Source organism: Streptosporangium sp. DT93, from assembly GCF_049844535.1.
Taxonomy (GTDB): domain Bacteria; phylum Actinomycetota; class Actinomycetes; order Streptosporangiales; family Streptosporangiaceae; genus Streptosporangium.
Window position 1 is genome coordinate 664,055 of record NZ_JBNCLF010000001.1, and the last position, 21,315, is coordinate 685,369.

Genomic DNA, 21,315 nt, shown 5'->3' on the forward strand with positions numbered 1-21,315 from the left:
CCCGCACCTCGGCCGAGGTGCGGGCGTCGTGCTGTCCGGGGCCTACTTGTCGAGCTTGCCGGAGCGGCGCATCCACGGCTCGATGACGGCCCAGGACCACGCCGGGGATCCGTTGACCTCGCCGAGCGGGTCGGGCATCGGCTCCTCGCGGGGGCGGGAGGCGTTGCGGGAGGGGCGGCCGGCCTCGACCCAGGCGGCGCGGCGCTTCTCCCAGCTGCGGACGGTGCCGACCTTGACGTCCACGCCGTGCTTCTCCAGGGCCCTGGCGGCGATCTCCAGGGCTCCCACGATGTCGAGTGCGGTGTCTGCCATGCGGCGACTGTACCAGATAAACGACAGTCACGATCAGGTCACAGATGACCCGACATTCACTTTTTCAGTACCGTCACTGTCATTTTTCCGGTACAGTCATACATGACAGCAGGAACGAGAAACGGAGCCCGACATGACCACCACCGTCCCCGCCGAGATCATCCGCCCCGGCTACCCGATCCAGAAGGTCCACGTCATCTGCCCCAGGACCGGCCGGCCCCTCCACCGCGTCTCCTACCCCGGCACGGTCGAGCAGGCCCGCGCCTACGCCGCCCTGAAGGTCACCCACCCCAGTGACCCGAACTACGCCGCCCTGATCGCCCAGCTGCGCGGCTGACCCCCACCGCCCGCCCCGCCACCACGGCGGGGCGGGCGGTCCCGGCCCGGCCGGTGCGGCGCTCCTCTCGGCCGCGGGCGGTGCCTGGGCCGGGGAATCACCGGACGGGGCACCTGTCCAATGAGGCGACACCCCCTGTCGTCTCATTGGACAGGTGCCCCGTCCAGCAGCGACGAGCGTGCCGGATAAGTGACAGTCACAGTCGAGTAACAGACGGCTCGAACTTAGACTTTTTAGTACAGTCATCGTCGTTTTTCTAGTACAGTCATACGTGACAGCAGGAACGACGAACGGAGCCCGACATGACCGCCACCGCCACCTCCACCTCCATCGCCCGCCTCGCGGTCCGCGGCACCCTCACCACCGCCGAGGGCATCGTCACCAAGACCTACCCCGCCCGCGACGCTGAGAAGGCCGCGGAGATCCTGCGCGACTTCCACGAGGCGCAGGAGCGCCAGCACCTCACCGCCGACGCCGAGATCATTCGCCTCGGCACCGTCGCCGCCGCCCTCGCCGCCCCCGCCGCTACCAAGTTCTTCGCCGCCCTCGGCTACCGCTGAACACGAAAGAGCGCCGCCCTCCCGGCAGGGGAGGGCGGCGCTCTCGTGTGCGCGGCTACCGGCTACGGCGCCGGGACCGGGGTCGGGATCCCCTGGCCGCCGGTCGACGAGGAGGACGGCGCCGGGGTGGGCGAGCTCGTCGGGGTGGGCGCGTCGCCCTTCGTGCACTTGTCGGCCTTGATCTTGAACACGGCCGGGTCGGCGGCCGCGTCGACGCAGGTGATCGATCCCTTGACGCCGGGGATGCCGAGGACGGCCAGGTCGATGGTGAGGTACTGCAGGGCGGCGGCGTCCTTGCCGTCCTTGCCGTCCGTGCCGTTCTTACCGTCGACGCCGTTCTTGCCGGGCGCCCCGGCCGGTCCGGCGGGGCCGGTCTTGCCGGGCAGGCCACGGAAGCCGCGCGCGCCCTGGGCGCCGGTGTCGCCCTTCGGGCCGGCCTGGCCGACCGGGCCGCGCTCGCCCTGCGGGCCCTGGGCGCCGGGACCGGCGACCGTGCTCTGCCCCTCGCCGCCCCACGAGATCCGGGTCTCGGTGGTCCGGCACTTCGCGCCGGCGTTCACGATCCGGGCGTTGCGCGTCTGCTTGTGGACGCAGGCGTGGACCACGTCGCCGGGGGCGGCCTGCGCGGCCGAGGCGGGGGTGACGCCGGTCAGGCCGACCGCGAGCACGGCGGTCGCCAGCACAGCGGGCATGGTGGAACGCATCAGGGGACTCCTGGAGAGTGGGATGGGGCCGTGGCGCGGCGTGACCACCGTGGCAGGGGGGAACCGGACCGCGCAGGGGCACGCCGGGCATGTGATGAAAAAGAGGCCCCGCCACCCCGGAGGGCGGCGGGGCGTCCGGCTCCTGCCGGGTTACTCCTGCGGCTCCTGCGGTGCGGCCACCGGGTACTCCGCGTCCAGGCCCTCCAGGCCCTGCACGCGAGCCTCCAGGCCGCTGAAGTCGACGTCCTCGTGCTGCGCCTTGAGGTCCTCGATGTCGGCCTTGAGGCCCGTGACGGCGGTGTCGATGCGGGTGACGAGGGCGTTGAGGGTGTCCTGCTTGGCCATGATCTTTTCTGCCTTCCTGTTGAGGTGAAACTGCGCCAGCTCGATGTCCGCGAGCCGGTCGTGGATCTCCGCGAGGGTGCGGAAGAGGTTCCAGCGCACAGCTATCGCTGCGACTGGGGGAGGTCCGGGCGCGGCGTGTGCTTGGCCTTCAACCCGGCGATGAACGCGATGCCGCCGGGGAGCAGCGACACGATCAGCGACTCCAGCAGGTCGGGCAGCGGGCCGAGAATCGACACGTCGGCGCCCAGCGCCTGGAGGACGGCCAGGCCCGCGACGGACCCGAAGTAGGCGCCTACCGTGCTCGCGGTGACCTTCCGCTCGATCGGCGGCCGCGACTCGGTGACAGGTTCTCCGTGCATGATGTGCCCCTCCTTGGGGACGGCCCGCCACCACGGCGGGGGGTTCTGGGAGCGCTCGACCGACAGGCCGGCGCGGGTGGGGTCGGTACGTCTCATTACGCGACGCGGAGCAGCAGCGCCCACGTGGCGTCGTCCACGACGCCCGTCGGCTTCATCCCGGCCGCGTCCTGCAGGCCCTTCACACCGGCCTCGTGCTCGGGGCTGAACACCGTGTCGTCCTGCAGGTTGTCCAGGCCGCCGTAGCCGCGGGCGAGCAGCAGGTAGTGCATGGTCTTGACGTGCCAGCGGATGTCCTTGCCGTCCCGGCCGTCGCCGAGTCGCAGGGTGGGCAGCTTCTTCACCAGGGCCTCCGTGGGGGTGGACTTCGGGGTGGGCTTGGCCGGCGGCTTCGGCTTGGGCTTCGCCGCGGCCGCCGCGGGGCGGGGGGCGCCGCGCTGGATCCACGCGTACAGCGGGCCGCCCGGGCAGCTCGTCGCGTAGCCGTCGCGGTGGCCCTTGATCTCGGTGCCGGCGCCGTGCTTGCGCAGCAGCTCGATCCCGTCGCGCACCGCGTGCAGCAGGTCGTCGGTCGGCCGGGTGAACCCCGCGGAGCCGACGAGGGCGAGGATCGCGTAGTGGCCGCTGTTCTGCCCCTCGCCGTTGGCCGCGCTCATGATGCCGAGACCGCGCCCCTCCAGCAGGCGGCGGTGCGGGCACGCGGCGAGGTTGTAGGCGAAGTCCGACCAGCCATTGACCCGCTGATGCTGATGCTGGAAGGTCCGCATCAGCTGCAGGCAGATCGCGTGATCGGTCACGATCTTCGGGCTGACCTGCCCCCCGGTGTAATGGACCTTCACGCCGCGCGCCCGGGGCAGCGGCGTGAGGGCGCGGGTCGGCCGCTGGGCGCCCCACCCGGCCCGGGTGACCATCGTCGTCATGGCAGCTCCTTGTCGTCAGGGGTCTGTCGGTAGGCCGCCCAGTAGGCCCGGTACTTACGGGCGAGCAGCAGCAGCGGGATGATCGCGGCGTCGATGACGAACAGCGGCAGGACCGACGCCGCGGCGTCCACCCAGCCGTGCGCCTGAGAGATGCCACCGGTGCGCAGCACGAGCACCACGGCGATGCGCAGGTAGCTGAGCAGCAGCGCCGACACCAGCACCCAGATAATCCAGGCCGGCCATCGCTCCTCGGGGATCGGCCAAGCCCTCGGCCGGCTCGGCCGGAACTGCGCGCTGAACCACAGCATCGGCCCAATGCCGAGCATCAGCGCGACCCACAGCAGCACCGTGGCGATGATCACCGTTCCCCCTCTCGTCTGGCGGCCGCGACCCGGCGCAGCACCCAGTCCCCGAATCCGTTCGCCGCGGTCAACCTGTCGAGCCTGGAGGCGACGGCGTAGGCGTGCGACGCGATCGTGTGTGCGTCGGCCAGCGCCTGGTCGGCCTGCTCGTCGGAGCGCTGCACCTGTGCGGCGAGCTCGTCGAGCTCGGGCTGATCGTCGTCGGTCTCGCGTCGCCACCACGTCATGTCGGCTCCTCCGGATCGCCGTGGAGATCCCGCAGATCGGTCAGGAGGACCTCGTTGGCTCGTGCGGTGGCCAGCGCCGCGGCGTTGGCGCCGGCCGCTTCCAGGTGCCGGGCCTCTCTGGTCTTCTCGTGCGCGGCCTCGCTCTGTGCGAGCAGCTTGCGCAGGTAGGCGACCTCGCTTTTGAGCTGGTCGATCGTTGGTTTCGGAGCCAGCCATCCCCGGATGATCAGGAACAAGATGATGCCGACGAGTCCGTAGTCGAGCAGCGGCCCGGGGTCGGGGATTGCGAGGTCTGGCACCGACACCTCCTCACTAGGAAATTGGAAAAGGGGACGGCGATCAGGTGTCGATGTGCCCGGCGCTGCGCAGCGATGCCAGCAGCAACAAGATCGCGGTCTGGTGGTTGTCGACGGTGTTGACGATCGTCTGCACCTGGCCCTGGGTGTAGGTGGGCGTGGCGTTCGTCAACGGAAACGCCGGATCCGCTACCGCGTAGCCCTGGCCGGGGATCTGCAGGACCTGCCCGCCGGCGGTGAGGGCGCGCAGGTCCCCGCCGGAGGCGTAGATCAGGGCGCCGCCGACCGGGTTGTCCGGGGTGCCGCTGTTGGGCAGGAAGAACGGGCCGCTCGCCTTCGTGACCGGGGCGCCCTTCGTCTGCCGCACCAGGCCCTCCAGGTCCGCGATGCGCCGCTCCAGGGCGGCGATGATGCGGTTCTGGTCGGGCGGGAACTGGTCCGGGGTCACGCGGCCTCCTGTGCGGTGACGACCTGCAATCGGTCCTTGCCGGCGCCGCGCCCGCCCGGGGTGAGCGCCCACCCGATGAGCCGCTGCGCGGGCATCGCGAACGCGCCGCCGCTCGCGGTGCGGATATGCCAGTCGTTGTTCATCACGGCCGTCACCCAGCCGCCGATCCCGTTCGGATCGAAGTCACTGCCCTTGCCGAGGATGACGTCCATGCTGAACACGCGCGGCGCCCCGGCCGCGGTGGCGGCGTACCGGAGCGCGTACCGCTCCAGCTCCGTCAGATCCGTGCTGGCACGATTGAGGCGCAGGTCGATGATCGGCCACCCGGCCGCCAGGTGCGGCGTCTCGATCAGCTCGGAGCGCACCGCGGTACGGTCCTGGGTGGCGTCCTCGGCCTCCGGGACCCCGCCGATGACACCGATCCGGGTACCGCCGGACAGCGCGGACCGCAGTTCCCGCCATCCGGTGATCTCGCCGGCGCCTTCCCGGCTCTCGGTGAAGATCCATTCCTGGTCGAGGTCGAGGCGCGGTGATCCCCACCGCCAGCGCCGTTCCAGGGTGGAGCCGACGAGGGTCGGGTCGATGACGTACCCGAACCCGCCGTCGACCTGGGAGTAGTCCCGCAGGACGCGGCCGTAGGTGGTGTTGTCGGCCTGGGCGGCGATGAGCGGCCGCACCAGCCCGGACGTGCCGCCCTGCAGGGCGAACCCGGGGTTGGATCTGGAGTCGGCGCTCATGTGGGCGATGAAGTCGCGGGCGTTGACGATCTGGTCGTCGCCGAACGCGACGTCCTCCTCCAGCGACACCGAGTTCATGTAGCCGTCCAGGGTCGTGCCCTGCAGCTGCATGGCCAGGCCGCCGCGCGCCGTGCGCGTGACCTCCGTGGTGTGCAGCCAGTGCACCCCCCACGGGACACCCTCCCGCCAGGAGTGGATCACCAGGCGTCCGGGCCCGGACGACAGGTCCTCGGGGTCGCGGGGGATGATCTCGGCGATGCGGTCGGCCTCGCGCCGGTTCGGCATGGGCAGGGTGCCGGACCAGCCGCCGGCCTCCCCGTCGCGCCGGTCGTATGCCAGGCCCGCGGCCGGGTGAATGTCGCCGACGTAGGAGCCGGTGAGGACGTCGTGCACCGTGTACGACGTCCTCGCGACGCCCTTGGTCGGGGTGAACGCAGGGAACGAGGGCGGGGTCGGGATCTCGCCGCCGCCCGGCGCGGACCCGCCCAGGGACCGGATCAGCAGCGTGAACGCATGCGAGTGCGCGTCGTCCAGCGGGGGCGAGGGCGCCATGTCGAGCTCGCCGACCGCGCCGGACGACAGGTACGGGCGCACCGCGAGACCGGCGGTGGTGAACGCCCCGTTCTGCACGTCCAGGCCGTCATAGCCGGGATGCTGCGCCCACGAGGTGGGAAGCGAGGGGGCGCCCGCGCTGTAGCGAATCTCCAGGCCCGACGCAGACGCCGGGGTCGCGGCCGGGGCGACAGAGCCGACCTGCTTGGTGACGACGATGCTGTTCGGGTCGCCGCCCCGGATGACCAGGATGATGACGACGCCCGCGGTGTCGGCGGTGCCCTGCGCGATGTCGTACTCGTCAGGCTCGGAGCCGCCGACGGGTTTGCGCCAGATCCGCGACCCGGACCAGTTGGACGCCGCCAGCTCCTCCAGCGGCGTCCAGGTGCCGCCGCCGGAGATGGTCATCCCGGCCAGGCCGCCGAGCTCGTCCGCGGAGTGGAAGGCGAGCAGGACGTCGCCGGGCTGGGCGTCTCCGCGCTCAGCGGTGCCGGTCTCGCCGTCAACCTGGCTGGCGGCGACGGAGCGGGGAGTTGCGGCCACAGCTCACCTCCTCACGGTGGTTACAGGTAGGCGTGGCGCCACAGGGCGGTCGCGGCCGGGGCATCGCCGTCGGCGGTGCTGTAGGACAGCTCAGACACCCCGGGGCCGAGCACGAAGTCCGGGACCCCGACCGAGGCGCCGGTGCGGGTGCGGAGCTTGGAGACGTCGCCGATCGTCACCGTGCCGTTGGCCGGGTCGATGATCAGCATCTCCCCGGCCAGGACCTCCAGGTCGAACTCGATGACCCTCAGGTCCGTGGACCCGTCCGGCAGGATCCGCTCCACGATCAGCTGCGGGCCGTTCGCGGGCCCCGGGCAGCGCAGGAGCGGCTTGGTGCGGGTGTTGCCGAGGTTAGTGACCTCGACGAACCCGCCGTCGTCGATGGTCGCCGACAACAGCTCCCGGCTGTACAACTCGGGCCGGGCCAATGTGAACTGGGCGGTCGCCTTGAGGATGCCCAGACTCTCGTACACGTCGATGGGCGCCGCTCTGGCCGTGCATGCCCCGTACCCGATGAGGATCTGATCTCTGATCCGGACCGCGATGGGGAGCTGCTCGTCGGCGTCCGGCACCGGCAGGCCCGCGAGGAAGTCGGCGGCGACTTGCTCGATCTCCGCGCGGGGCACCGTGATGAGGGATTCGTAGGTGACGATCCGCGACTGCGCGTACTTCGCGCCGGGCATGGCGCCGTGCGCGGTCGGGTCGGCCGTGTCGCCGTTGTCCAGGGTGGGCATGTCGACCCACCACCCGGTCAGCAGCTTCCACGAGTACGGGGTGCCGGACCCCATCCGGAACCCGTTGTAGGTGAGCTGCCCGGGGGAGTCGAGGTCGTCGCCGGGATTGATGGGCACACCGACATCCGGCATCGGCATGATGGCGCGGCCGATGAGCGGCACCGGGGTGATGGTGACGTTCTTCACGGTGGTGACCGTGGGCGTCGGCATGCTCGTGGTGCCGGCCAGCAGGCCCGGTTGCACGTTCGTCGGTGGCGAGGACCCGACGAACACGTCCGGCGTCGGCATGGACGTGGTGCCGGTCAGCAGGGACGGGCCGACCGTCACCCCGGTCGAGACCGCCGGCGTCGGCATGGACGTGGTGCCGGTCAGCGTGGGCGGGGTGAGGTCGGCGTTCAGCGACAGGCGGGTCCAGGTGCGGCGCCGCGCGGGCCGCCAGGCGATCGGCGGGCCGTCCTCCGTCGCGGCCCCGGTGCCGCCGGACAGGGTATTGCCGAGACCAGAGGCGTCAGCGGTGCCCGCCTGGCTGAACGGATACCAGACGCGCAGCCCGGCCGTCCTGCGAGGCGCGGTGAAAAGGCCTTCCTGATCGAGCTCGTCGCGCGTCAGGGTCGCGCCGGTCCACATCTTGAACGCGGCCATGGCGCCGTTGAGCCACTCGCCGTTGAAGGACGACTCGCCCAGACGCAGGGTACCGATGTTGGTCGAGGCGTCGCCGGTGCTCCACGTGGTGACGGTGGAGGCCGCGGCCCCGGCGGCGCGGATGACCGCGGTGCCGTTGGCGCCGTTGACGCTGACCCCGATGTGGTACCAGGTCCCCGCGGTCAGGACACCGCCGGTGGGGTTGATCCCGCTGACCGCGTCGGTGTACACCTGCAGGCTCACGCCGTCGGTGTCGGTCTGCAGCAGGTAGTAACTCGCCCCCGATTCGCCGTCCAGGCACCAGATGGTGCTGTAGGCGTTGCGGTCCACGCTGATCTTCACCCAGCACGAGATGCTCCACTGGGTGACGGCGCCGAGCGACAGGGCCCGCGTGTAGTCCTGGCTGTCAGCACTGAAACGAACCGCCACAGCAGCTCAACCTCCCGGTCAGGTGTCGCTGTAGGAGACCCGCACCTCGACCACGGCGGCATCGTTGGCGAGGGTGTCGGCGCCGTTGGACCCGATGCGTCGTAGCCGGATCCGGACGTCGTCGTCGGCCGCGACGCTGTCGGTGTTGGACACGACCACCGTGGCCTTGTGCAACCTCTTGGACGTGGTGCCCAGGTGCGCGTCATCGACGGTCGTCGCGGTCGCGTACGCCTTCGCCTCGATGTCCTGGCTGTCGCTCTCGGGGGTGACCGCGGCCATCGCGATCTCCCACCGGACCGTGCCGGTCGTCGCGTTGGTGGCGTACCAGATGATGTCGAACGTCCACGACCCCGACCCGAAGTTGAACGCGGTGGTCTTCCAGTGCCGCGCCTCGTCGGTGGCCGCGTCGAACAGCAGCCGGGGGACGGGGAAGTTCGTGCCCTGGATGACGTCGACCGGCGCGAACGTCGCCGCCGCGCCGATGGACTCCTCGGGCAGCAGCAGCTGCTTCACGGTGGACACGGGCGCCTCCTATGGGGTCAGGTCGAGCGAGGCGATGCCCGCGGCGTCGTGCGTGACCAGATACGTGCCGTCCTGCGTCTCTTCCGGGCCGCCGAACCAGATGGCCAGGACCAGCCGGTCGCCGGTGGTGTCGTCGTACAGGACGTAGCCCTCGGCCTCGATCGTGCTGTTGGGGATGCTGAAGTTGTCGGCGTCGAACTTCATCGCCCCCGACACGACGGCCAGGGTGGTGCCGACGACCGCGATGCCGCCCGTGGTGTAGCCGGCGCCGTTGGACTCGCCGCTGTTCCACGGCGCCGTCCCGTACGCGGTGTCCGTCCCGTACGCGGGCGTGATGCTCGGCCCCCAGAAGGCCGCCTTCAAGTCGCTGTCCGAGGTGAGGTCGATCGAGAGGGCGCTGGGGTCCCACTGGTCGATGTGGGTCTGTACGAACCAGCCCGGTGCGGTCCACGCCATCTCAGGCACCGTCCTTTCCGAAGCGACCCCGGCCGCGGGCGCGCGCCGGGGTGACAGCCACCGACCCGGGCGGCTCGTCCGGCGGGTCCACCGCCGGGGAGGTGCCGGCCAGCTCCTCCATGGCGGCGATGAGCGGCCCGTACAGGCGGGGCAGCCGCTCCAGGTCCGCCTCCGCCTTGAGCCGCTTCGCCGTCCCCTTCGCGTCGGTCGCCGTCGCGTACGTGACGACCTCCCGCCGGGCCTGGGCGATGCGGGCGACCGCGCGCAGCCACGCCCGGGTCTCGGCGTAGGACTCCATCGCGGCCCGCTTGGCCGCGACGTTCTCCGGCGACGGGTCCGCGGCCGCGGCCTCCTTCGCCGCCAGGAGCGCATCTTCCTCGGCCTCGCAGGCGGCCCGGACCTCCAGCTCGCGGCGGGCCCGGCCGCGCAGCGCCGTACGATCCCTCATCCGATCCTCCCGATCAGGTGCGGCGGAGCGACGGTGACGTCCTTGTGGTCACCGCGCCGCCAGTACTCCTTGGTGAGCACGATCGCGCCGCTGTCGGTCGTCTTGCGGATGAGGCGGACCATGCGCAGTCCGACCCGCCGCTCGATGACCTTCGGCACGGTGCGGCCGGCGTTGGTTTGGACGCTGGCCAGCCGGGCCAGGTCCGCGGGGCCGTAGCCCTTGAGGCCCATCGGGAACCACCTCTCGTGTGGGGTTAGACGGCGCCGCGAAGCGAGTATTCGAAGCCGAACTGGGCGCCGATCTTCGGAATGTCCGCGGCCTCGTGAACGGTGGTGCCGTGCATGTTGACCGTCACCCCGCCCGCGCCTCCGGAGGGGCTGCCCCATCCGCCGCCGCCCTCCAGGGCGACGCCGGAGGTGCCGTACGCGGAGCCCTTGATCTCCACCGACTGCTGGGAGGCCTTCTTCTCGGCCGCGCTGATCGCCTTGTCGATGCCGACGCGGTTGTCGCCGAACGGGTCGGCTGAGGCCGCGGCCCGCGCTGCCCCCATGATCTGCCGCACCGCGGTGACCGCGAGGGACTCCTGGGACATCACGCCGTTGATCCAGCCCTGCATGGTCTGCTGGCCGATGGCCAGGAACACCGTCGAGGGGCTCTTGATGCCGAGCAGGTTTTTCGCGCCTTGGACCGCGTCGCCGACGACGCCCTTGACGGCGTCGATCGCCTGATTGGCCATGGCCTTCACGCCGTTGATCAGGCCGCTGATCACGTCCTTGCCCGCTTGCAGGAGGAGCGTGCCGACGTTTCCGAGCCCGGCGGCGATCTTGGGGGGCAGGCCCTTGATCCAGGTCACCAGCTCTATGGCCTTCTCGATGGCGCCCTTGACGAGTTCAGCGAACCAGGCCCGGACCTTGCCCGGGAGCGAGGCCAGGAGCTCGGCCCCCGCGATGATGTTGGCCACGGCGGTCTTGACCTGCGCCACGAGCGAGTTCCAGGCCGCCGCCGCGGCGGCCTTGATGCTGTCCCAGTGCTTCATGATCAGCCCGGGGAGAGTGAAGTTCTGGAAGATCGCGATGGCTCCGGAGACGAACGCGTCGATCTTGGACTTGATCCACGCCCAGGTCGCCGCCGCCGCGGCCTTGATGTTGTTCCAGATGCCGGACAGGGTCGAGGTGATGCTGTTCCAGACGGCGGCCGTCTGTTGCTGCACCCACTCCCACGCGGAGCCGATCGCTTCTTTGATCGTGTCCCAGTTCGCCACGATCAGCGCGACCAGAGCGATCACGGCGGCGGTGATCCACCCGATCGGGCCCATCGCGAGGACCCACGCGGCGGCGACCCGGGCGGCCTGGGCGAGGCTCTGGGCGCCCATGAGCACCCAGCCCGCGACGACCCGGGCGGCGGTCGCGGTCATGGTGGCGACCATGGTGGCCGCGCTCGCGACCATCCCGGCCGCGGCGGTGGCCATGGAGACGACCATCCGGCCGGCGGCCGCCGCCGTGGCCGTGGCGGCCGCGGCGACCCGGGTGCCGAACGCCGCGACGGCCGTCGCGGCGGGACCGATCTTGGCGACCGCCCCGGGGATGCCACCGATGCCGGTGGCCAGGAGGCGGATCCCGGCGATGGCCGGGCCGAGCTTCGACCCGAGCACCCCAGCGATGACGCTGAAGGCGAGGAACTTGGAGACCGTGTCCTGGACGCCGGGCGGCATCGAGGTGATGAGGCCGGCGATCGTGGTCAGCGGTCCGGAGAGCATGCCCAGGACCGGCCCCAGCGCGGCGCCGGTCTGCGCGAGCATCTGGAAGACGTTGCCGATCTGCTGCTGGCCCTGCGCGGACTGCGCCCAGGCGGCGAAGCGCGCGCTCAGCTGCTCGATCGTGGTCAACAGGTTGCCGCCGCCGGTGGTGGCCCCGGAGAACAGGCCGCCCAGGCCGATGGCGACGTTCTTCACGGTCCGGCCGAGGGATGCCAGGGTGTCGCCCGCGCGCTGCACGATCCCGGCGAGCTTCGACGCGCCCGCCTCGCTCGTCAGGAACGCGGCCGCCGCCTTGGCGCCGTTGGTGGCCCACTCGGCCATCCGCTGCGCGAGCGGCATGCCCGCCGCGCCCAGCGTCATCACCACGGTCAGCAGCGGCCGCACCGCGCCGGTCAGGGTCGTGATGATGCCCTGGGTGCCGGAGAAGATCTGTTTGAGTTTGCCGGAGAAGAACGGCGTGCTCGCTGCCGCCATGGCCTCCCGTGCCATGCCGTTGAGACCGGTGGCGATGCCGACCATGCCGCTTTTGGCGATGGGCAACATGCCCAGCAGCGGCTTGAGCTGTCCGGACAGGCCGCTGAACATGGCCTCCTGGACGGCTTGCTTGATCGACTTCAGTGGGGCCGAAAATTTCGCCGCCTCGGTGACGAAGGCGCGCGCGCTCGGCGAGAGTTTGTCCAGCGCCTCCTTCGCCGCGGCCGCGTCTTTGCCGCCGACCGCGGCCATGGCCTCGGCCACCCCGGTCATGCCGACCTTGGCCGTCAGGCTCGCGGCCTTGACCGCGAGCATCGCCGCGGGCAGCGCCAGCAGCGCACCGGCCGCCGGAGCCAGAGCGGCGCCGAGGTTGATCGCCTGCCCGGCCATGACCGCCAGGCCCGCGCCCTTGCCCAGACTGGAGAGCTTGGACGCCCCGGCGACCAGCGAGTCCAGACCGCCCAGGGCCCGGTTCACGCCGGACTTGAACTGCTTGGTGTCCATGCCCAGGCGCACGAGCAGGGTCTTGAGGGTGGCCACCGTCCACCCCCTTCCGACCAGCTATGAAGGCGCGTCGTCGTGGACGGGTTCGCGCTCGCGGAGGGTGCCGCCCATGGCGGCGTTGAGCTGCTGCGCCTTCGCATACAGCTCCTGCGGGGTAACCGGCTCCTGGTCGTCCCAGCGCATCAGCACGTCGCTGATGGTCCGGGGGCGCCGGCGTTTGCCGCGGTTGACGTTGAGGAGGGTCGCGGTGATCTGCGCGGCCTGGTGGTCACCGCGGGCCGGGCCGAGCGGCCCGGTCATCTGCTCGTAGGCGATCCACTCCGTCAGCTCCCGGGAGTCGATCCCGCCGAGCAGCCGGCCGACCGTCATCCCCAGATGGCTCGCCAGGCGGAAGTAGAAGCGGCGCTCGGGGCGCCGCCTCAGTTTCCCTCCAGCTCCTCCAGGTCCTCCTCGGTCAGGCCGGCGAGCTGTTGCGCCTTCTCGAACACCCGGTTGAGCGCGGCCGCCGACTTGTTCGACAGGGCGCGGATGTCGTCCTCGCCGAACAGCAGCTGGCCGCGCTCGTCGACGATGCACAGCTGCGCGAGCTTGGCGCGGGCGTCCAGGGTCCGGCGGGCGTTGCCCTGCTTGTCCAACAGCGAGGCCTCGAACTTGTCGCGCTCGCGGCCGGTCAGGGACCGGACCCGCACGGTGCCGCCCCACTCGGGGACCGCCACCGGCTCCACCCGGCGGTCTGAGATGTCCAGGATCTGGTCACGGGTCAGGAACGCCGGGGTGGTGGTGTCGGCGGCGGGGCTGGAGGTGGTTGCCATCAGGCGGATGCTCCGATCAGGACGATGTCGTAGGTGACCGAGGACCCGGCGCCGCCGTTGCCGATCAGCAGCAGGTCCGCGGTCGAGGCGGTGACGGCGTAGCCGGTGGCGTCGGCCTGCCCGGCGGCGAGCAGCAGGGTGCCGCCCGGCGGGATCTTGATCTTGTCGGTCGCGTCGCCGAACGGGGCGGCGAACGCGTTGGAGGCCGCGCCGCCGACGAGGACCTGGTTGACGTTGGCGGCGGCCGCGCGCACCAGCAGCACCTTGAGGCGGGCGAAGGACAGCGAGACGCCGAGCGGATCGCTCAGCCCGCCCGCCAGGTCCAGGGAGTCGCTCCCGGAGGCGGCGATGGTGCGCCGGTCGTGGAAGATCCTGTCGGCCATCCCGGCGCCGGCGCCGTCGGCGAGCACGAGGGCCTGGCGCAGCGACAGCGGCACCTCGGCCGAGGCCAGGTCCTGCACGCCGGTCAGCAACGCGTTCATCGACACGATGACCTTGGTCTGCAGCGTCACGACAGCACCGGCTTCCCGGTGACCTTCAGCGTGAGCTCGGCCGCCAGCAGGTCATCGTGCGGGCCCTCCGGACTGAAGCCGGTCAGGATCGCGGAGATGTCCCACTGCGCGCCGGTGATGGCCGGCCACACCAGCCGGTAATCCCGGGCCTCGGTGTCTTCGAAGTCGTCCACGAGGGCGTCGTGGACGCGCGGGTCGTAGCGCACCTCGATCGAGATCTCACCGCCGTCCTTCAGGCCGCCGACGTACTCGCGCCAGCCGTCCGGCGACCCGTGGTGGGTCGACTCGTAGGCCTCCCGCTCGATCTCCGGGCCGCCCAGGTTGGTCACCCCGGCGATCGCGGTGAACACCGGGGTCACCTGTCCGTCGCTGCGCAGCAGCTGGCAGCCGTACCCGTCCACTCCGGCCATCTACATCTCCTGTTCCTGCACCCAGACGCGGAAGCGCGCCTGGCCCTGTCGGATGTTGGGATCGTTGACCCGCCGGACCCCGTCGGCGATCCGGGCGATGCTGATGAGCTCCCAGCCGGGCACGTCCAGCGCGACGCGGTGCAGCACCCGGTCCAGCTCGGCCAGCACCCGGGCGTTCGCGGCGAACCCGCGGTAGGCCGACCAGATGTTGAGCGTCGCCATGACCTCGAACGCGCGGCGGCCGTGGTCGCTGATGTCCTTCTCGGTGAGCTCGGCGAACGCGATGTAGGGCTTGCCGGCGGGGACCTTCTCGGGGACCTCGTCGTAGATGCCCGACACCAGCGCGACCAGCGGCGCGTCTGCGGTCATGCGGGCGTACAGGGCCTGCTGGACCGGCCATAGCGCGCTCATGAGGGCAGGTGCCGATCCAGCGCCCGCCGGGTGAGCTCGGGTAGGCGCCGGTTGCCGTCCTCGGCCGCGGGCTCCAGGAACGGATCCGCGGTGATGGACTCGGTGCCCTTCTCGATGAACTCGCCGTAGTAGCCCCTGGGGTCGAAGACGCCGACGGAGGCGGTCATGCGGCCCGGGTTGACCTTCTTGTCGATGTGCTCGCCGAGCCAGCCGGTGTCCACCGCGACGTCGGCGACGGCGTGCGCCTGGACGTGGTCGGCCCACTCGGTCGCGACGTCGGCGCCCGCGGCGTCGACGTCGTGGAACATCCGGTACATCTGCCTGCGCAGCGCGCGGGCGTCGACGTCGACGTTCACGCCTCTTCCTCCCTGTCGCGGGACCTGCAGTCGGCGCGCAGGTACTTGGCGACGGACGGGCTGTAGGTGGCCAGGACCTCCAGCACCTCGGCGCCGTCCAGGAGCCGATCGCCGCGGTGTACGTCAGCGCCGGGCGGCAGGTAGACCACGTCGGTCAGGTCGGCGCCGTGCTGGTCGCCACTCTCGCGCTCGGTGCTGGTGGGCTGGGAGCGGCGGCCTCGGACCGTCCCGGCCGGCAGCCAGGTGATGGAGTGGCCGCCGCCGCCGTCGGCGATCTCCTCGCGGCGCTCGATGCCGAGGTTCCGGTTGAGCAGGTGGGCGATCACGAGCGGGCCTGGTAGGCCGACAGCATGTTCAGCTCGCCGGTGGTCGGCAGCATGCCCGGGACGGCCCACTTGGCGTTCCAGTCGCCGAGCCGCTCGGACTCCTTGCCGGAGATGTTCTCCCACCCGGCCAGCGCCAGGCGCAGGTTCATGCCGACCACGTCGTCCGGGATCGGGTCCCAGCCCGCGGTGACGTCGGCGATGATCGACTGCTCCTGATGCGGCCAGCGGCCGCCGACCCGGCGCAGCCGCCCGTACCGGGTCCACCGGTAGTCGGTGCCGTGCTCCAGCTCGGTCGGCTCCTCGTGCTCGTCCAGGACGGTCACCGAGGTGATCGCCACCACCGGCCAGCGCGGCAGCAGCAGCCGGTGGCCACCGTTGCCGTCCAGCGTGACCTCACCGCTGGCCAGCGTCAGGGATTGACCGGTCGCGGTGTCGATCACGCCGGCGGCCAGCTGCAGCAGCAGCTGGGCGCGGGCGATCTCGTCGGCGGCCAGGCCCTCCGGGCCGCGGCCCATGAGCGTGCCGAGCTGCTCGGCGGTGGCGTAGGCCATCGGCTACTTGCCCGGCGGCGTGGTCTTGCCGGCCGAGTCCTTCGACGGGCCCTTGCTGGCCGGGCCGATGGGGTCCTTGACCGCGCCGTCGCCGCCGGTGTCGCCGTCGCCGCCGGTGCCGGTGCTGTCGCCCTGGCCGTCCTGCCCGGCTGCGCCGCCGTCGCCCTGGCCCTCCTGCTTGGGCGCCTGGGCGCGGCGGCCGCGCGGCGGCTGCGGCACCGGCCGGGTCCGCAGCTCGGTCCGGTCGGTGCGCTCCCCGTCGGGCCCGTCGATCTGGACGGCCGCGCCGTCGCGGATCATCGCCTCGGCATCGGCGTTCGGGAACATCGCGCGGTCGCCGGGCGCCAGGCTGCGCTCAGCGTCGGCGTACTGCCGGATCATCTCCACCCACATGGGTGCCTCCTCGTGCGTGATCGGTGGTGCCCGCGGCCGGGGCAGAAGGGGCCCGCCCGGCCGCGGGGGTCAGGGTCGGGGGCTCAGGTGCGGGGCAGCTTGCGGCCGCGCTGGCGCAGCACGAGGGCGTCGCAGATCATCGTGGGCGCCGTCCCGGCCTTGGCCGTGATGCACACCCGGACGTAGCGCTTGATGCCCTTGTAGCCGATGGTGTGGAGCTGCTCGTCGTTCGCGGCCGCGACGACCGGTTCGGCACCGTCGAGCTCCTCGGTGGGCACCGCGACGAACACCGAGTTGTCGTCGCTGTGCTGCACCTCGAACGTCAGCGAGGCGCTCGCGCCGGAGATAGTGCCGGCGTTGATCACCACGAGGGCGTCGTCGTAGCCCGCCAGGTCGACGGACGTGCCGTTGACCGGCACGCTCGGGTCGGCCACGCTGGCCGGCGCCAGCGACCGGCTGATGGCGGCGTTGTTCCTCAGGTCCAGTCTGGACACGGGTCTGTCCTCCTACGTCGTGAGATTCGTGATTGCGGAATCAGGCCTGGACCTTCAGGCGGACGAAAGGCTCTTCGAAAATCGGCATGCCGTCGACCTCGGCGCGGGCGATGAACCCCACCTGGTTCTTCTCGGCGTACAGCTCCACCAGGCGCTGCACGTCCAGGCGCAGGGCCTCGACGATCCAGTAGTAGGAGAAGTCGCCGATCATCCCGACGTAGGCGCCGTCGGCGAACGTCGACGGCACGAACTCGCTGATCTCGTAGGGGACTTCCAGGATCGTGTCCGGCCGGTCCGAGGTGAGGCCGGGCTGCCAGATGAAGTCCCCCGTCCCCGGGCCCGCGCCGGCGTCGGTGCGCAGCTTGCGGATCCGCGCGATGGAGAAGCGGTGGAACAGCCAGCGGGCGCGGGCGTGATAGCCGGCCTTGAGCGTGTACTTCGCGTCGATCAGGCCTTCGGCGTTGATGTCCCACGCATCGGAGGAGATGTCTCCCACCACGACGTCGCGGTTGGTGGAGATGCCCTGGGAGGAGGCGGTGAACAGGCCCAGCGGCTTCTGGTTGCCGTCGCCGGTCAGGAAGGACTTCTCCTCGGTGACGCCGAACTTGTAGGCCAGGCGGTCGCGGACGATGTTCTCCGGGTCCATCGCCGCGCGGCGCAGCAGCGTGCGGCTGATCTTGACGCGCTTGGCCAGCGGGTGCGGGCGCAGCTCGCGGCCGCCGAAGCGCATCGCCTCGTCGTCGGAGCCGGTGCCGACCTCGGAGGTCCACTCGGCGTCGAGCAGGTCGGTCTCCAGCGTCGGCACGCCGAGGGACTCGCCCTCGGTGAGCTGCATGACGGTGGCCAGGCGCCGGATGACGACCTGGTCGTCGAGCGTCTGCAGCAGCTGGCGCACCCACTGCTGCGGGGCGACGAGGTAGCCGCCCTCGGGGTCGCTGCCCATGTTGAGCGCGCGGGCGTGCTCGGTGGACAGGTTGCTGCGCCCGTTGAGGAGGTAGGAGCGCCAGGCCTCCGTCTGCAGCTCGTGGGCGGTCCGCGTACCGGGCCCCGGGTCGTCGGGGTTCGTCGGCGGGTTGAGGTCGGCGATGATCCGCTCGCGCTCGCGCAGCCGCTCCTCGCGCTCGATGGTCCGCTCCAGCGTGTCGGCGTCGGCCATCAGCCGGTCGAACTCGGTCTCCTCCTCGCTGGTCAGGCCGCGCGCCAGCCTCTGGGCGCCGTCCATGATGCCTCGCGCGGCGGCGGCGAGCCGGGCGCGTTCCTGTCGCATGGCGTTGATGTCCACGCCTGTCTCCTGTTCGTGATGCGGACAGCCGCCAGCGCAGGACCGGGACGGCCCTGTGGCGGAGATCGGTGGTTAGAGAGATGCCTCAAGGAGGCGCAGCCGCCGGGCCCGGTCGGCGGCCGCCGGGGCCGGCGTCGGCGGGGTGGTGGGCAGCAGTGCCTCCAGGGAGGCGATCGCCTGGCGGACGGTGTCCGGGTCGAGGTCGGCCAGGGCCGGGATGCGGCCACCGGCCAGGCCGAGCGCGCGGGCGAGCGTGAGCTGCCTGGCGGCCGCGGCGCGGTCGGGGTCGGCGATCGCGTTCGGGTCCAGGGGCAGCGGGACCACGCTGGTCTCGTACAGCTCCCACCGCTCGGGTACGCCGGCGTCGTCGATGTTGTAGGCGCCGAAGCCGATCGACACGGCGTTGAGGAACCGGCCGCGGACCTTGCGGTCGACGGTGCGGGCGAACTCGTCGTCGACGTCGAACACGATGTCCATGCGCAGGGCGTCGCCGTCGACGCGGACGTTCTCGGCCCGGCCGATCGGCAGCGCGTTGCGCCCCCAGTACTCGTGGTCGTACATGATCACCGGGTTGGCGAGGTAGCGCTCCAGGTCGACGCCGCTCATCTGCAGATCCAGGCCGTCCTTCTTCGCCCCGGCGGTGGCCGCGACGAAGGGGACCGGGCCGTCGCCGGCGGCTCCGCGCTCGAGTTCGGCGTAGCCACGTACGTGAACCGTTTTCACATCTGACTCCTCTCAGGCCGGGACGATCTGGCAGTCACACCCGACGTGCAGCGGCGGGTGGTGGATGGAGCGGGCGGCCGTCAGCTTCTCCTCGCCGTCACCGACGTCGGAGCCCTTGGCGACGAACGGCTCGGCGATGCCGACCACGGCGCCGTCCAGGGATCCGCACAGCGAGCAGTCGTCGGAGCCGAACGTCACCCACGTCAGCGACTCGACGCCGGCGGCCCGCCAGGTCTCCCGGGCGGCGGCCGCCGCCATCTGGGTGCCCTGCCACCGGCTGATCTGCCCGGGACGCTCGACCACCCAGCGCGCGAGGCGGGCCAGCACCGCGGCGAGCGGATCGGCGGCCGTCACCTGAGCGGCGAGCTGGCCGAGCTCGGAGGCGATGCGGTACCCGACGTGGCTGGCCACGTACGAGGTCACCCAGTCGGCCAGGTCGACCGGCTCGGTGTAGGCGACGTCGGCGGCGGCGTCCTCGGCGATGTCGGCGGCGAACTCGGCGAAGATCGGCGCCCACGCGGCCGTGGTGCGCTCGGCGACCGGCCCGCCGACCCCGTACAGCTCCTCGATCGCGGCCAGGAACGCCGAGGAGTTGGCGGGCAGGTGCCGCTCGGCCAGAGCGGCGACCTCCGCCTCCTCCCATGTCGCGAGGTCGGCGTCGGCGGCCGCCAGGAGCGCGGCGAACCGCTGCGCGATGCGCTGGCGCCCCTCCATGCCGCGGCCGCGCAGTCCCAGCCGCCGCGGCGGCTCCTTCGGCTCGTCCTCGTCCTCGGGCAGCGGCGCCGGCGGCTCCGGAGCGGGCGCCGGCGGCGGGGCCTTCTTCGCCGCCTCCTTGGCCTCCTCGATCTCCTTCGGAGACGGTGCCGGCACCATGTTGAGCGGCACCAGGTACACCGAGCCGCGCTCATCGGGCAGCGGGTTGCGGTTCTCCATCTCGGCGATGTCGTCCGCAGACAACCAGCCCCAGTTCCGGCCGATCGCGTACGCCTCGTACCGGCTCTTGATGTCACCGCGCAGCAGCCCGTCCACCAGGTGCTCGGCGAAGAACCGGGCCCGCTCACTCGAGGTGAGCAGCCGGGTGGTGATGGCCTGCTCCCAGCGCACCAGCCAGATGCGCAGCGAGGAGGTGACGTAGTCCAGCGCCTGGTGCTCGATGTTGGAGTACGTCGCGTGTTGCAGGTCGCCGATCTTGTGAGGCGGCAGGCGCAGCCAGCGCGCCATCTCCGTGACGTTGTGGCGGCGGGTCTCCAGGAACTGCGCGTCTTCGGGTGGGATGCCGATCGACTCCCACTCCAGGCCTTCCTCCAGCACGGCGACGCGTTGGGCGTTGTCCAGGCCGCGGTGCATGTCCTCCCAGTCCTCACGCAGCCGCGCCTTGGCATCTCGGCCGAGCGTCCCGGGGTGCTTGAGCACGCCGCCGGGCCGCGCGCCGGACCCGAAGAACTTGGCGCCGTAGGCCTCGGTGGCCAGGCCCATGCCGATGGATTGGCGGGCCAGGCCGACCATGCTGTAGCCGCGGATGCCGTTGCCGCCCAGGCCGGCCACGTGCAGCACCTCGTCCGGGAACATCAGCGCCGCGATGCCGTTGGTCAGGTCGGTGTAGCGGTACATGAGCGTCATCCGGCCCCGGCCCAGGCGGGTGATCTCCACCCGCATCCGGCCCGGGTGCAGCGGCCACAACTCGACGACGTCGCCGGCGCCGTTGCGCACGATCGACGCGAACCCGTCGCCCCAGGTGATCGCGTGGCCCTGCAGGGTCTCGCGCAGCTTCACGCTCGACATGAACGGGTTGGGCTGGTCGTGCAGCACCCCGTACAAGGAGTGCTCGGTCGCCCGTCTCTTGCCGCGCGGCTGCCGTTCGTAGGTGATGAGCGGCAGCGAGCCGACGTCCTCGGCGAGCACGCGCACGCCGCCGAAGAACGGCGAGTAGTGCAGGGCGGTCTCCTCGGAGACGAACACCCCGGCCGAGGTGTCCCCGCCCGCCCACCAGCCGCCGGCGAGCGCGGTCTCAGAGGGACGTCCCGGCTCGTCGGAGGGCAGGGTGCTCGCGCGCATCGCGGAGCGGATGAGTCCCATCAGACGCTCCGGCGGGCCGCGGCCAGCTGGGTGGCCGGCTGGGTGGCCGGGGCCAGGGCGCGGGTGTCGGCGGCCGCCGACGCCCGGGCACCCGCGATGCCGAGGGCCAGCAGCAGCGCGCCGCCCGCGCTCAGCGCGATGCCCAGCCCGGCCCAGACCCAGAGCCCGGCGAACAGGCTCACCATTCCGAGGGTGCAGATCACATCCCACCGGTCCAGGTCGAGATCGATCACGGCCTGGCCGACGGCGGCGGCCGCGACCGCCAGGCGGCCCGGCCGCGTCGGCAGCATGGTCATGCGTCCCCC

Annotated in this window: 32 protein-coding genes; 2 read left to right on the plus strand and 30 right to left on the minus strand. The window is 71.6% G+C overall.

Features of this window, described 5'->3' with window-relative positions; all coding sequences use genetic code 11:
• Window positions 1-42: 42 nt before the first annotated feature.
• A complete protein-coding gene (locus ACLQ2R_RS03075; protein WP_425957714.1) occupies window positions 43-312 on the minus strand; it encodes a hypothetical protein in 270 nt (89 codons plus the stop codon).
• A 133-nt stretch (window positions 313-445) separates the two neighbouring features.
• On the opposite strand from ACLQ2R_RS03075, the gene ACLQ2R_RS03080 reads away from it, so the two are divergent.
• Together ACLQ2R_RS03080 and ACLQ2R_RS03085 are read left to right on the plus strand one after the other, a co-directional pair.
• Window positions 446-649 carry a hypothetical protein gene (locus ACLQ2R_RS03080; RefSeq protein ID WP_425957715.1) on the plus strand — a complete coding sequence of 68 codons (204 nt, stop codon included), beginning with the start codon at window positions 446-448 and terminating at the stop codon, window positions 647-649.
• Between the two features lie 302 nt (window positions 650-951).
• Window positions 952-1,209, plus strand: coding sequence for a hypothetical protein (locus tag ACLQ2R_RS03085; RefSeq protein ID WP_425957716.1), 258 nt, complete (start codon window positions 952-954; stop codon window positions 1,207-1,209).
• A 62-nt stretch (window positions 1,210-1,271) separates the two neighbouring features.
• Here the strand turns inward: ACLQ2R_RS03085 and ACLQ2R_RS03090 are convergent, their stop codons facing one another.
• From ACLQ2R_RS03090 to ACLQ2R_RS03230, 29 genes are all read right to left on the minus strand, one after another.
• Complete coding sequence (locus ACLQ2R_RS03090; RefSeq protein ID WP_425957717.1) at window positions 1,272-1,913, minus strand: hypothetical protein; 642 nt, start codon at window positions 1,911-1,913, stop codon at window positions 1,272-1,274.
• Window positions 1,914-2,063: 150 nt separating this feature from the next.
• Entirely contained in the window at window positions 2,064-2,357 is a 294-nt protein-coding gene (locus ACLQ2R_RS03095; protein WP_425957718.1) for a hypothetical protein, read from the minus strand.
• Between the two features lie 2 nt (window positions 2,358-2,359).
• Window positions 2,360-2,713, minus strand: a complete 354-nt coding sequence (locus tag ACLQ2R_RS03100) for a hypothetical protein (RefSeq protein WP_425957719.1) — start codon at window positions 2,711-2,713, stop codon at window positions 2,360-2,362.
• Window positions 2,713-3,534, minus strand: a complete 822-nt coding sequence (locus tag ACLQ2R_RS03105; RefSeq protein ID WP_425957720.1) for a peptidoglycan recognition protein family protein — start codon at window positions 3,532-3,534, stop codon at window positions 2,713-2,715. Before ACLQ2R_RS03105 ends, ACLQ2R_RS03100 begins: the two co-directional genes overlap by 1 nt.
• Window positions 3,531-3,896, minus strand: coding sequence for a hypothetical protein (locus tag ACLQ2R_RS03110; RefSeq protein WP_425957722.1), 366 nt, complete (start codon window positions 3,894-3,896; stop codon window positions 3,531-3,533). Before ACLQ2R_RS03110 ends, ACLQ2R_RS03105 begins: the two co-directional genes overlap by 4 nt.
• Window positions 3,893-4,123: a DUF7620 family protein gene (locus tag ACLQ2R_RS03115; protein ID WP_425957723.1), complete on the minus strand. Its 231-nt coding sequence runs from the start codon at window positions 4,121-4,123 to the stop codon at window positions 3,893-3,895. The genes ACLQ2R_RS03110 and ACLQ2R_RS03115 overlap by 4 nt, the downstream gene beginning before the upstream one ends.
• A complete protein-coding gene (locus tag ACLQ2R_RS03120) occupies window positions 4,120-4,422 on the minus strand; it encodes a hypothetical protein (protein WP_425957724.1) in 303 nt (100 codons plus the stop codon). Before ACLQ2R_RS03120 ends, ACLQ2R_RS03115 begins: the two co-directional genes overlap by 4 nt.
• A 40-nt stretch (window positions 4,423-4,462) precedes the next feature.
• On the minus strand, window positions 4,463-4,867 hold the full coding sequence (locus ACLQ2R_RS03125; RefSeq protein WP_425957726.1) for a hypothetical protein: 405 nt from the start codon (window positions 4,865-4,867) through the stop codon (window positions 4,463-4,465).
• Window positions 4,864-6,699, minus strand: a complete 1,836-nt coding sequence (locus ACLQ2R_RS03130; protein WP_425957727.1) for a hypothetical protein — start codon at window positions 6,697-6,699, stop codon at window positions 4,864-4,866. Before ACLQ2R_RS03130 ends, ACLQ2R_RS03125 begins: the two co-directional genes overlap by 4 nt.
• 20 nt (window positions 6,700-6,719) lie before the next feature.
• Window positions 6,720-8,504 carry a LamG-like jellyroll fold domain-containing protein gene (locus ACLQ2R_RS03135; protein ID WP_425957728.1) on the minus strand — a complete coding sequence of 595 codons (1,785 nt, stop codon included), beginning with the start codon at window positions 8,502-8,504 and terminating at the stop codon, window positions 6,720-6,722.
• 18 nt (window positions 8,505-8,522) lie between these two features.
• The gene (locus ACLQ2R_RS03140) at window positions 8,523-9,026 is read right to left on the minus strand and encodes a hypothetical protein (protein ID WP_425957730.1); all 504 of its coding nucleotides are present in this window, start codon (window positions 9,024-9,026) and stop codon (window positions 8,523-8,525) included.
• A 9-nt stretch (window positions 9,027-9,035) separates the two neighbouring features.
• Complete coding sequence (locus ACLQ2R_RS03145; RefSeq protein ID WP_425957731.1) at window positions 9,036-9,482, minus strand: hypothetical protein; 447 nt, start codon at window positions 9,480-9,482, stop codon at window positions 9,036-9,038.
• A gap of 1 nt (window position 9,483) precedes the next feature.
• Window positions 9,484-9,930: a hypothetical protein gene (locus tag ACLQ2R_RS03150; protein ID WP_425957732.1), complete on the minus strand. Its 447-nt coding sequence runs from the start codon at window positions 9,928-9,930 to the stop codon at window positions 9,484-9,486.
• Complete coding sequence (locus ACLQ2R_RS03155; RefSeq protein ID WP_425957733.1) at window positions 9,927-10,160, minus strand: hypothetical protein; 234 nt, start codon at window positions 10,158-10,160, stop codon at window positions 9,927-9,929. The genes ACLQ2R_RS03150 and ACLQ2R_RS03155 overlap by 4 nt, the downstream gene beginning before the upstream one ends.
• Window positions 10,161-10,183: 23 nt before the next feature.
• Window positions 10,184-12,700, minus strand: a complete 2,517-nt coding sequence (locus ACLQ2R_RS03160; RefSeq protein WP_425957734.1) for a phage tail protein — start codon at window positions 12,698-12,700, stop codon at window positions 10,184-10,186.
• Window positions 12,701-12,721: 21 nt separating this feature from the next.
• Window positions 12,722-13,033, minus strand: a complete 312-nt coding sequence (locus ACLQ2R_RS03165; protein WP_425957735.1) for a phage tail assembly protein T — start codon at window positions 13,031-13,033, stop codon at window positions 12,722-12,724.
• 50 nt (window positions 13,034-13,083) lie between these two features.
• A complete protein-coding gene (locus tag ACLQ2R_RS03170) occupies window positions 13,084-13,476 on the minus strand; it encodes a hypothetical protein (protein ID WP_425957736.1) in 393 nt (130 codons plus the stop codon).
• Window positions 13,476-13,988, minus strand: a complete 513-nt coding sequence (locus tag ACLQ2R_RS03175) for a hypothetical protein (RefSeq protein WP_425957737.1) — start codon at window positions 13,986-13,988, stop codon at window positions 13,476-13,478. Before ACLQ2R_RS03175 ends, ACLQ2R_RS03170 begins: the two co-directional genes overlap by 1 nt.
• Window positions 13,985-14,398: a phage tail tube protein gene (locus ACLQ2R_RS03180; protein WP_425957738.1), complete on the minus strand. Its 414-nt coding sequence runs from the start codon at window positions 14,396-14,398 to the stop codon at window positions 13,985-13,987. The genes ACLQ2R_RS03175 and ACLQ2R_RS03180 overlap by 4 nt, the downstream gene beginning before the upstream one ends.
• Entirely contained in the window at window positions 14,399-14,809 is a 411-nt protein-coding gene (locus ACLQ2R_RS03185) for a DUF3168 domain-containing protein (protein WP_425957739.1), read from the minus strand.
• Window positions 14,806-15,165 carry a hypothetical protein gene (locus ACLQ2R_RS03190; protein WP_425957740.1) on the minus strand — a complete coding sequence of 120 codons (360 nt, stop codon included), beginning with the start codon at window positions 15,163-15,165 and terminating at the stop codon, window positions 14,806-14,808. Before ACLQ2R_RS03190 ends, ACLQ2R_RS03185 begins: the two co-directional genes overlap by 4 nt.
• Window positions 15,162-15,491 (minus strand): head-tail adaptor protein, encoded by a 330-nt coding sequence (locus ACLQ2R_RS03195; protein WP_425957741.1) that lies wholly within the window; start codon window positions 15,489-15,491, stop codon window positions 15,162-15,164. The genes ACLQ2R_RS03190 and ACLQ2R_RS03195 overlap by 4 nt, the downstream gene beginning before the upstream one ends.
• Window positions 15,488-16,042 carry a hypothetical protein gene (locus ACLQ2R_RS03200; RefSeq protein WP_425957742.1) on the minus strand — a complete coding sequence of 185 codons (555 nt, stop codon included), beginning with the start codon at window positions 16,040-16,042 and terminating at the stop codon, window positions 15,488-15,490. The genes ACLQ2R_RS03195 and ACLQ2R_RS03200 overlap by 4 nt, the downstream gene beginning before the upstream one ends.
• Before the next feature lie 3 nt (window positions 16,043-16,045).
• Window positions 16,046-16,435, minus strand: coding sequence for a hypothetical protein (locus ACLQ2R_RS03205; protein ID WP_425957743.1), 390 nt, complete (start codon window positions 16,433-16,435; stop codon window positions 16,046-16,048).
• Between the two features lie 83 nt (window positions 16,436-16,518).
• Window positions 16,519-16,929, minus strand: coding sequence for a hypothetical protein (locus ACLQ2R_RS03210; protein WP_425957744.1), 411 nt, complete (start codon window positions 16,927-16,929; stop codon window positions 16,519-16,521).
• A 40-nt stretch (window positions 16,930-16,969) separates the two neighbouring features.
• Window positions 16,970-18,211: a phage major capsid protein gene (locus ACLQ2R_RS03215; RefSeq protein WP_425957745.1), complete on the minus strand. Its 1,242-nt coding sequence runs from the start codon at window positions 18,209-18,211 to the stop codon at window positions 16,970-16,972.
• Between the two features lie 72 nt (window positions 18,212-18,283).
• Window positions 18,284-18,934 (minus strand): hypothetical protein, encoded by a 651-nt coding sequence (locus tag ACLQ2R_RS03220; RefSeq protein ID WP_425957746.1) that lies wholly within the window; start codon window positions 18,932-18,934, stop codon window positions 18,284-18,286.
• 12 nt (window positions 18,935-18,946) lie between these two features.
• The gene (locus tag ACLQ2R_RS03225) at window positions 18,947-21,010 is read right to left on the minus strand and encodes a phage portal protein (RefSeq protein ID WP_425957747.1); all 2,064 of its coding nucleotides are present in this window, start codon (window positions 21,008-21,010) and stop codon (window positions 18,947-18,949) included.
• Entirely contained in the window at window positions 21,010-21,306 is a 297-nt protein-coding gene (locus ACLQ2R_RS03230; RefSeq protein ID WP_425957748.1) for a hypothetical protein, read from the minus strand. The genes ACLQ2R_RS03225 and ACLQ2R_RS03230 overlap by 1 nt, the downstream gene beginning before the upstream one ends.
• Window positions 21,307-21,315: the final 9 nt, after the last annotated feature.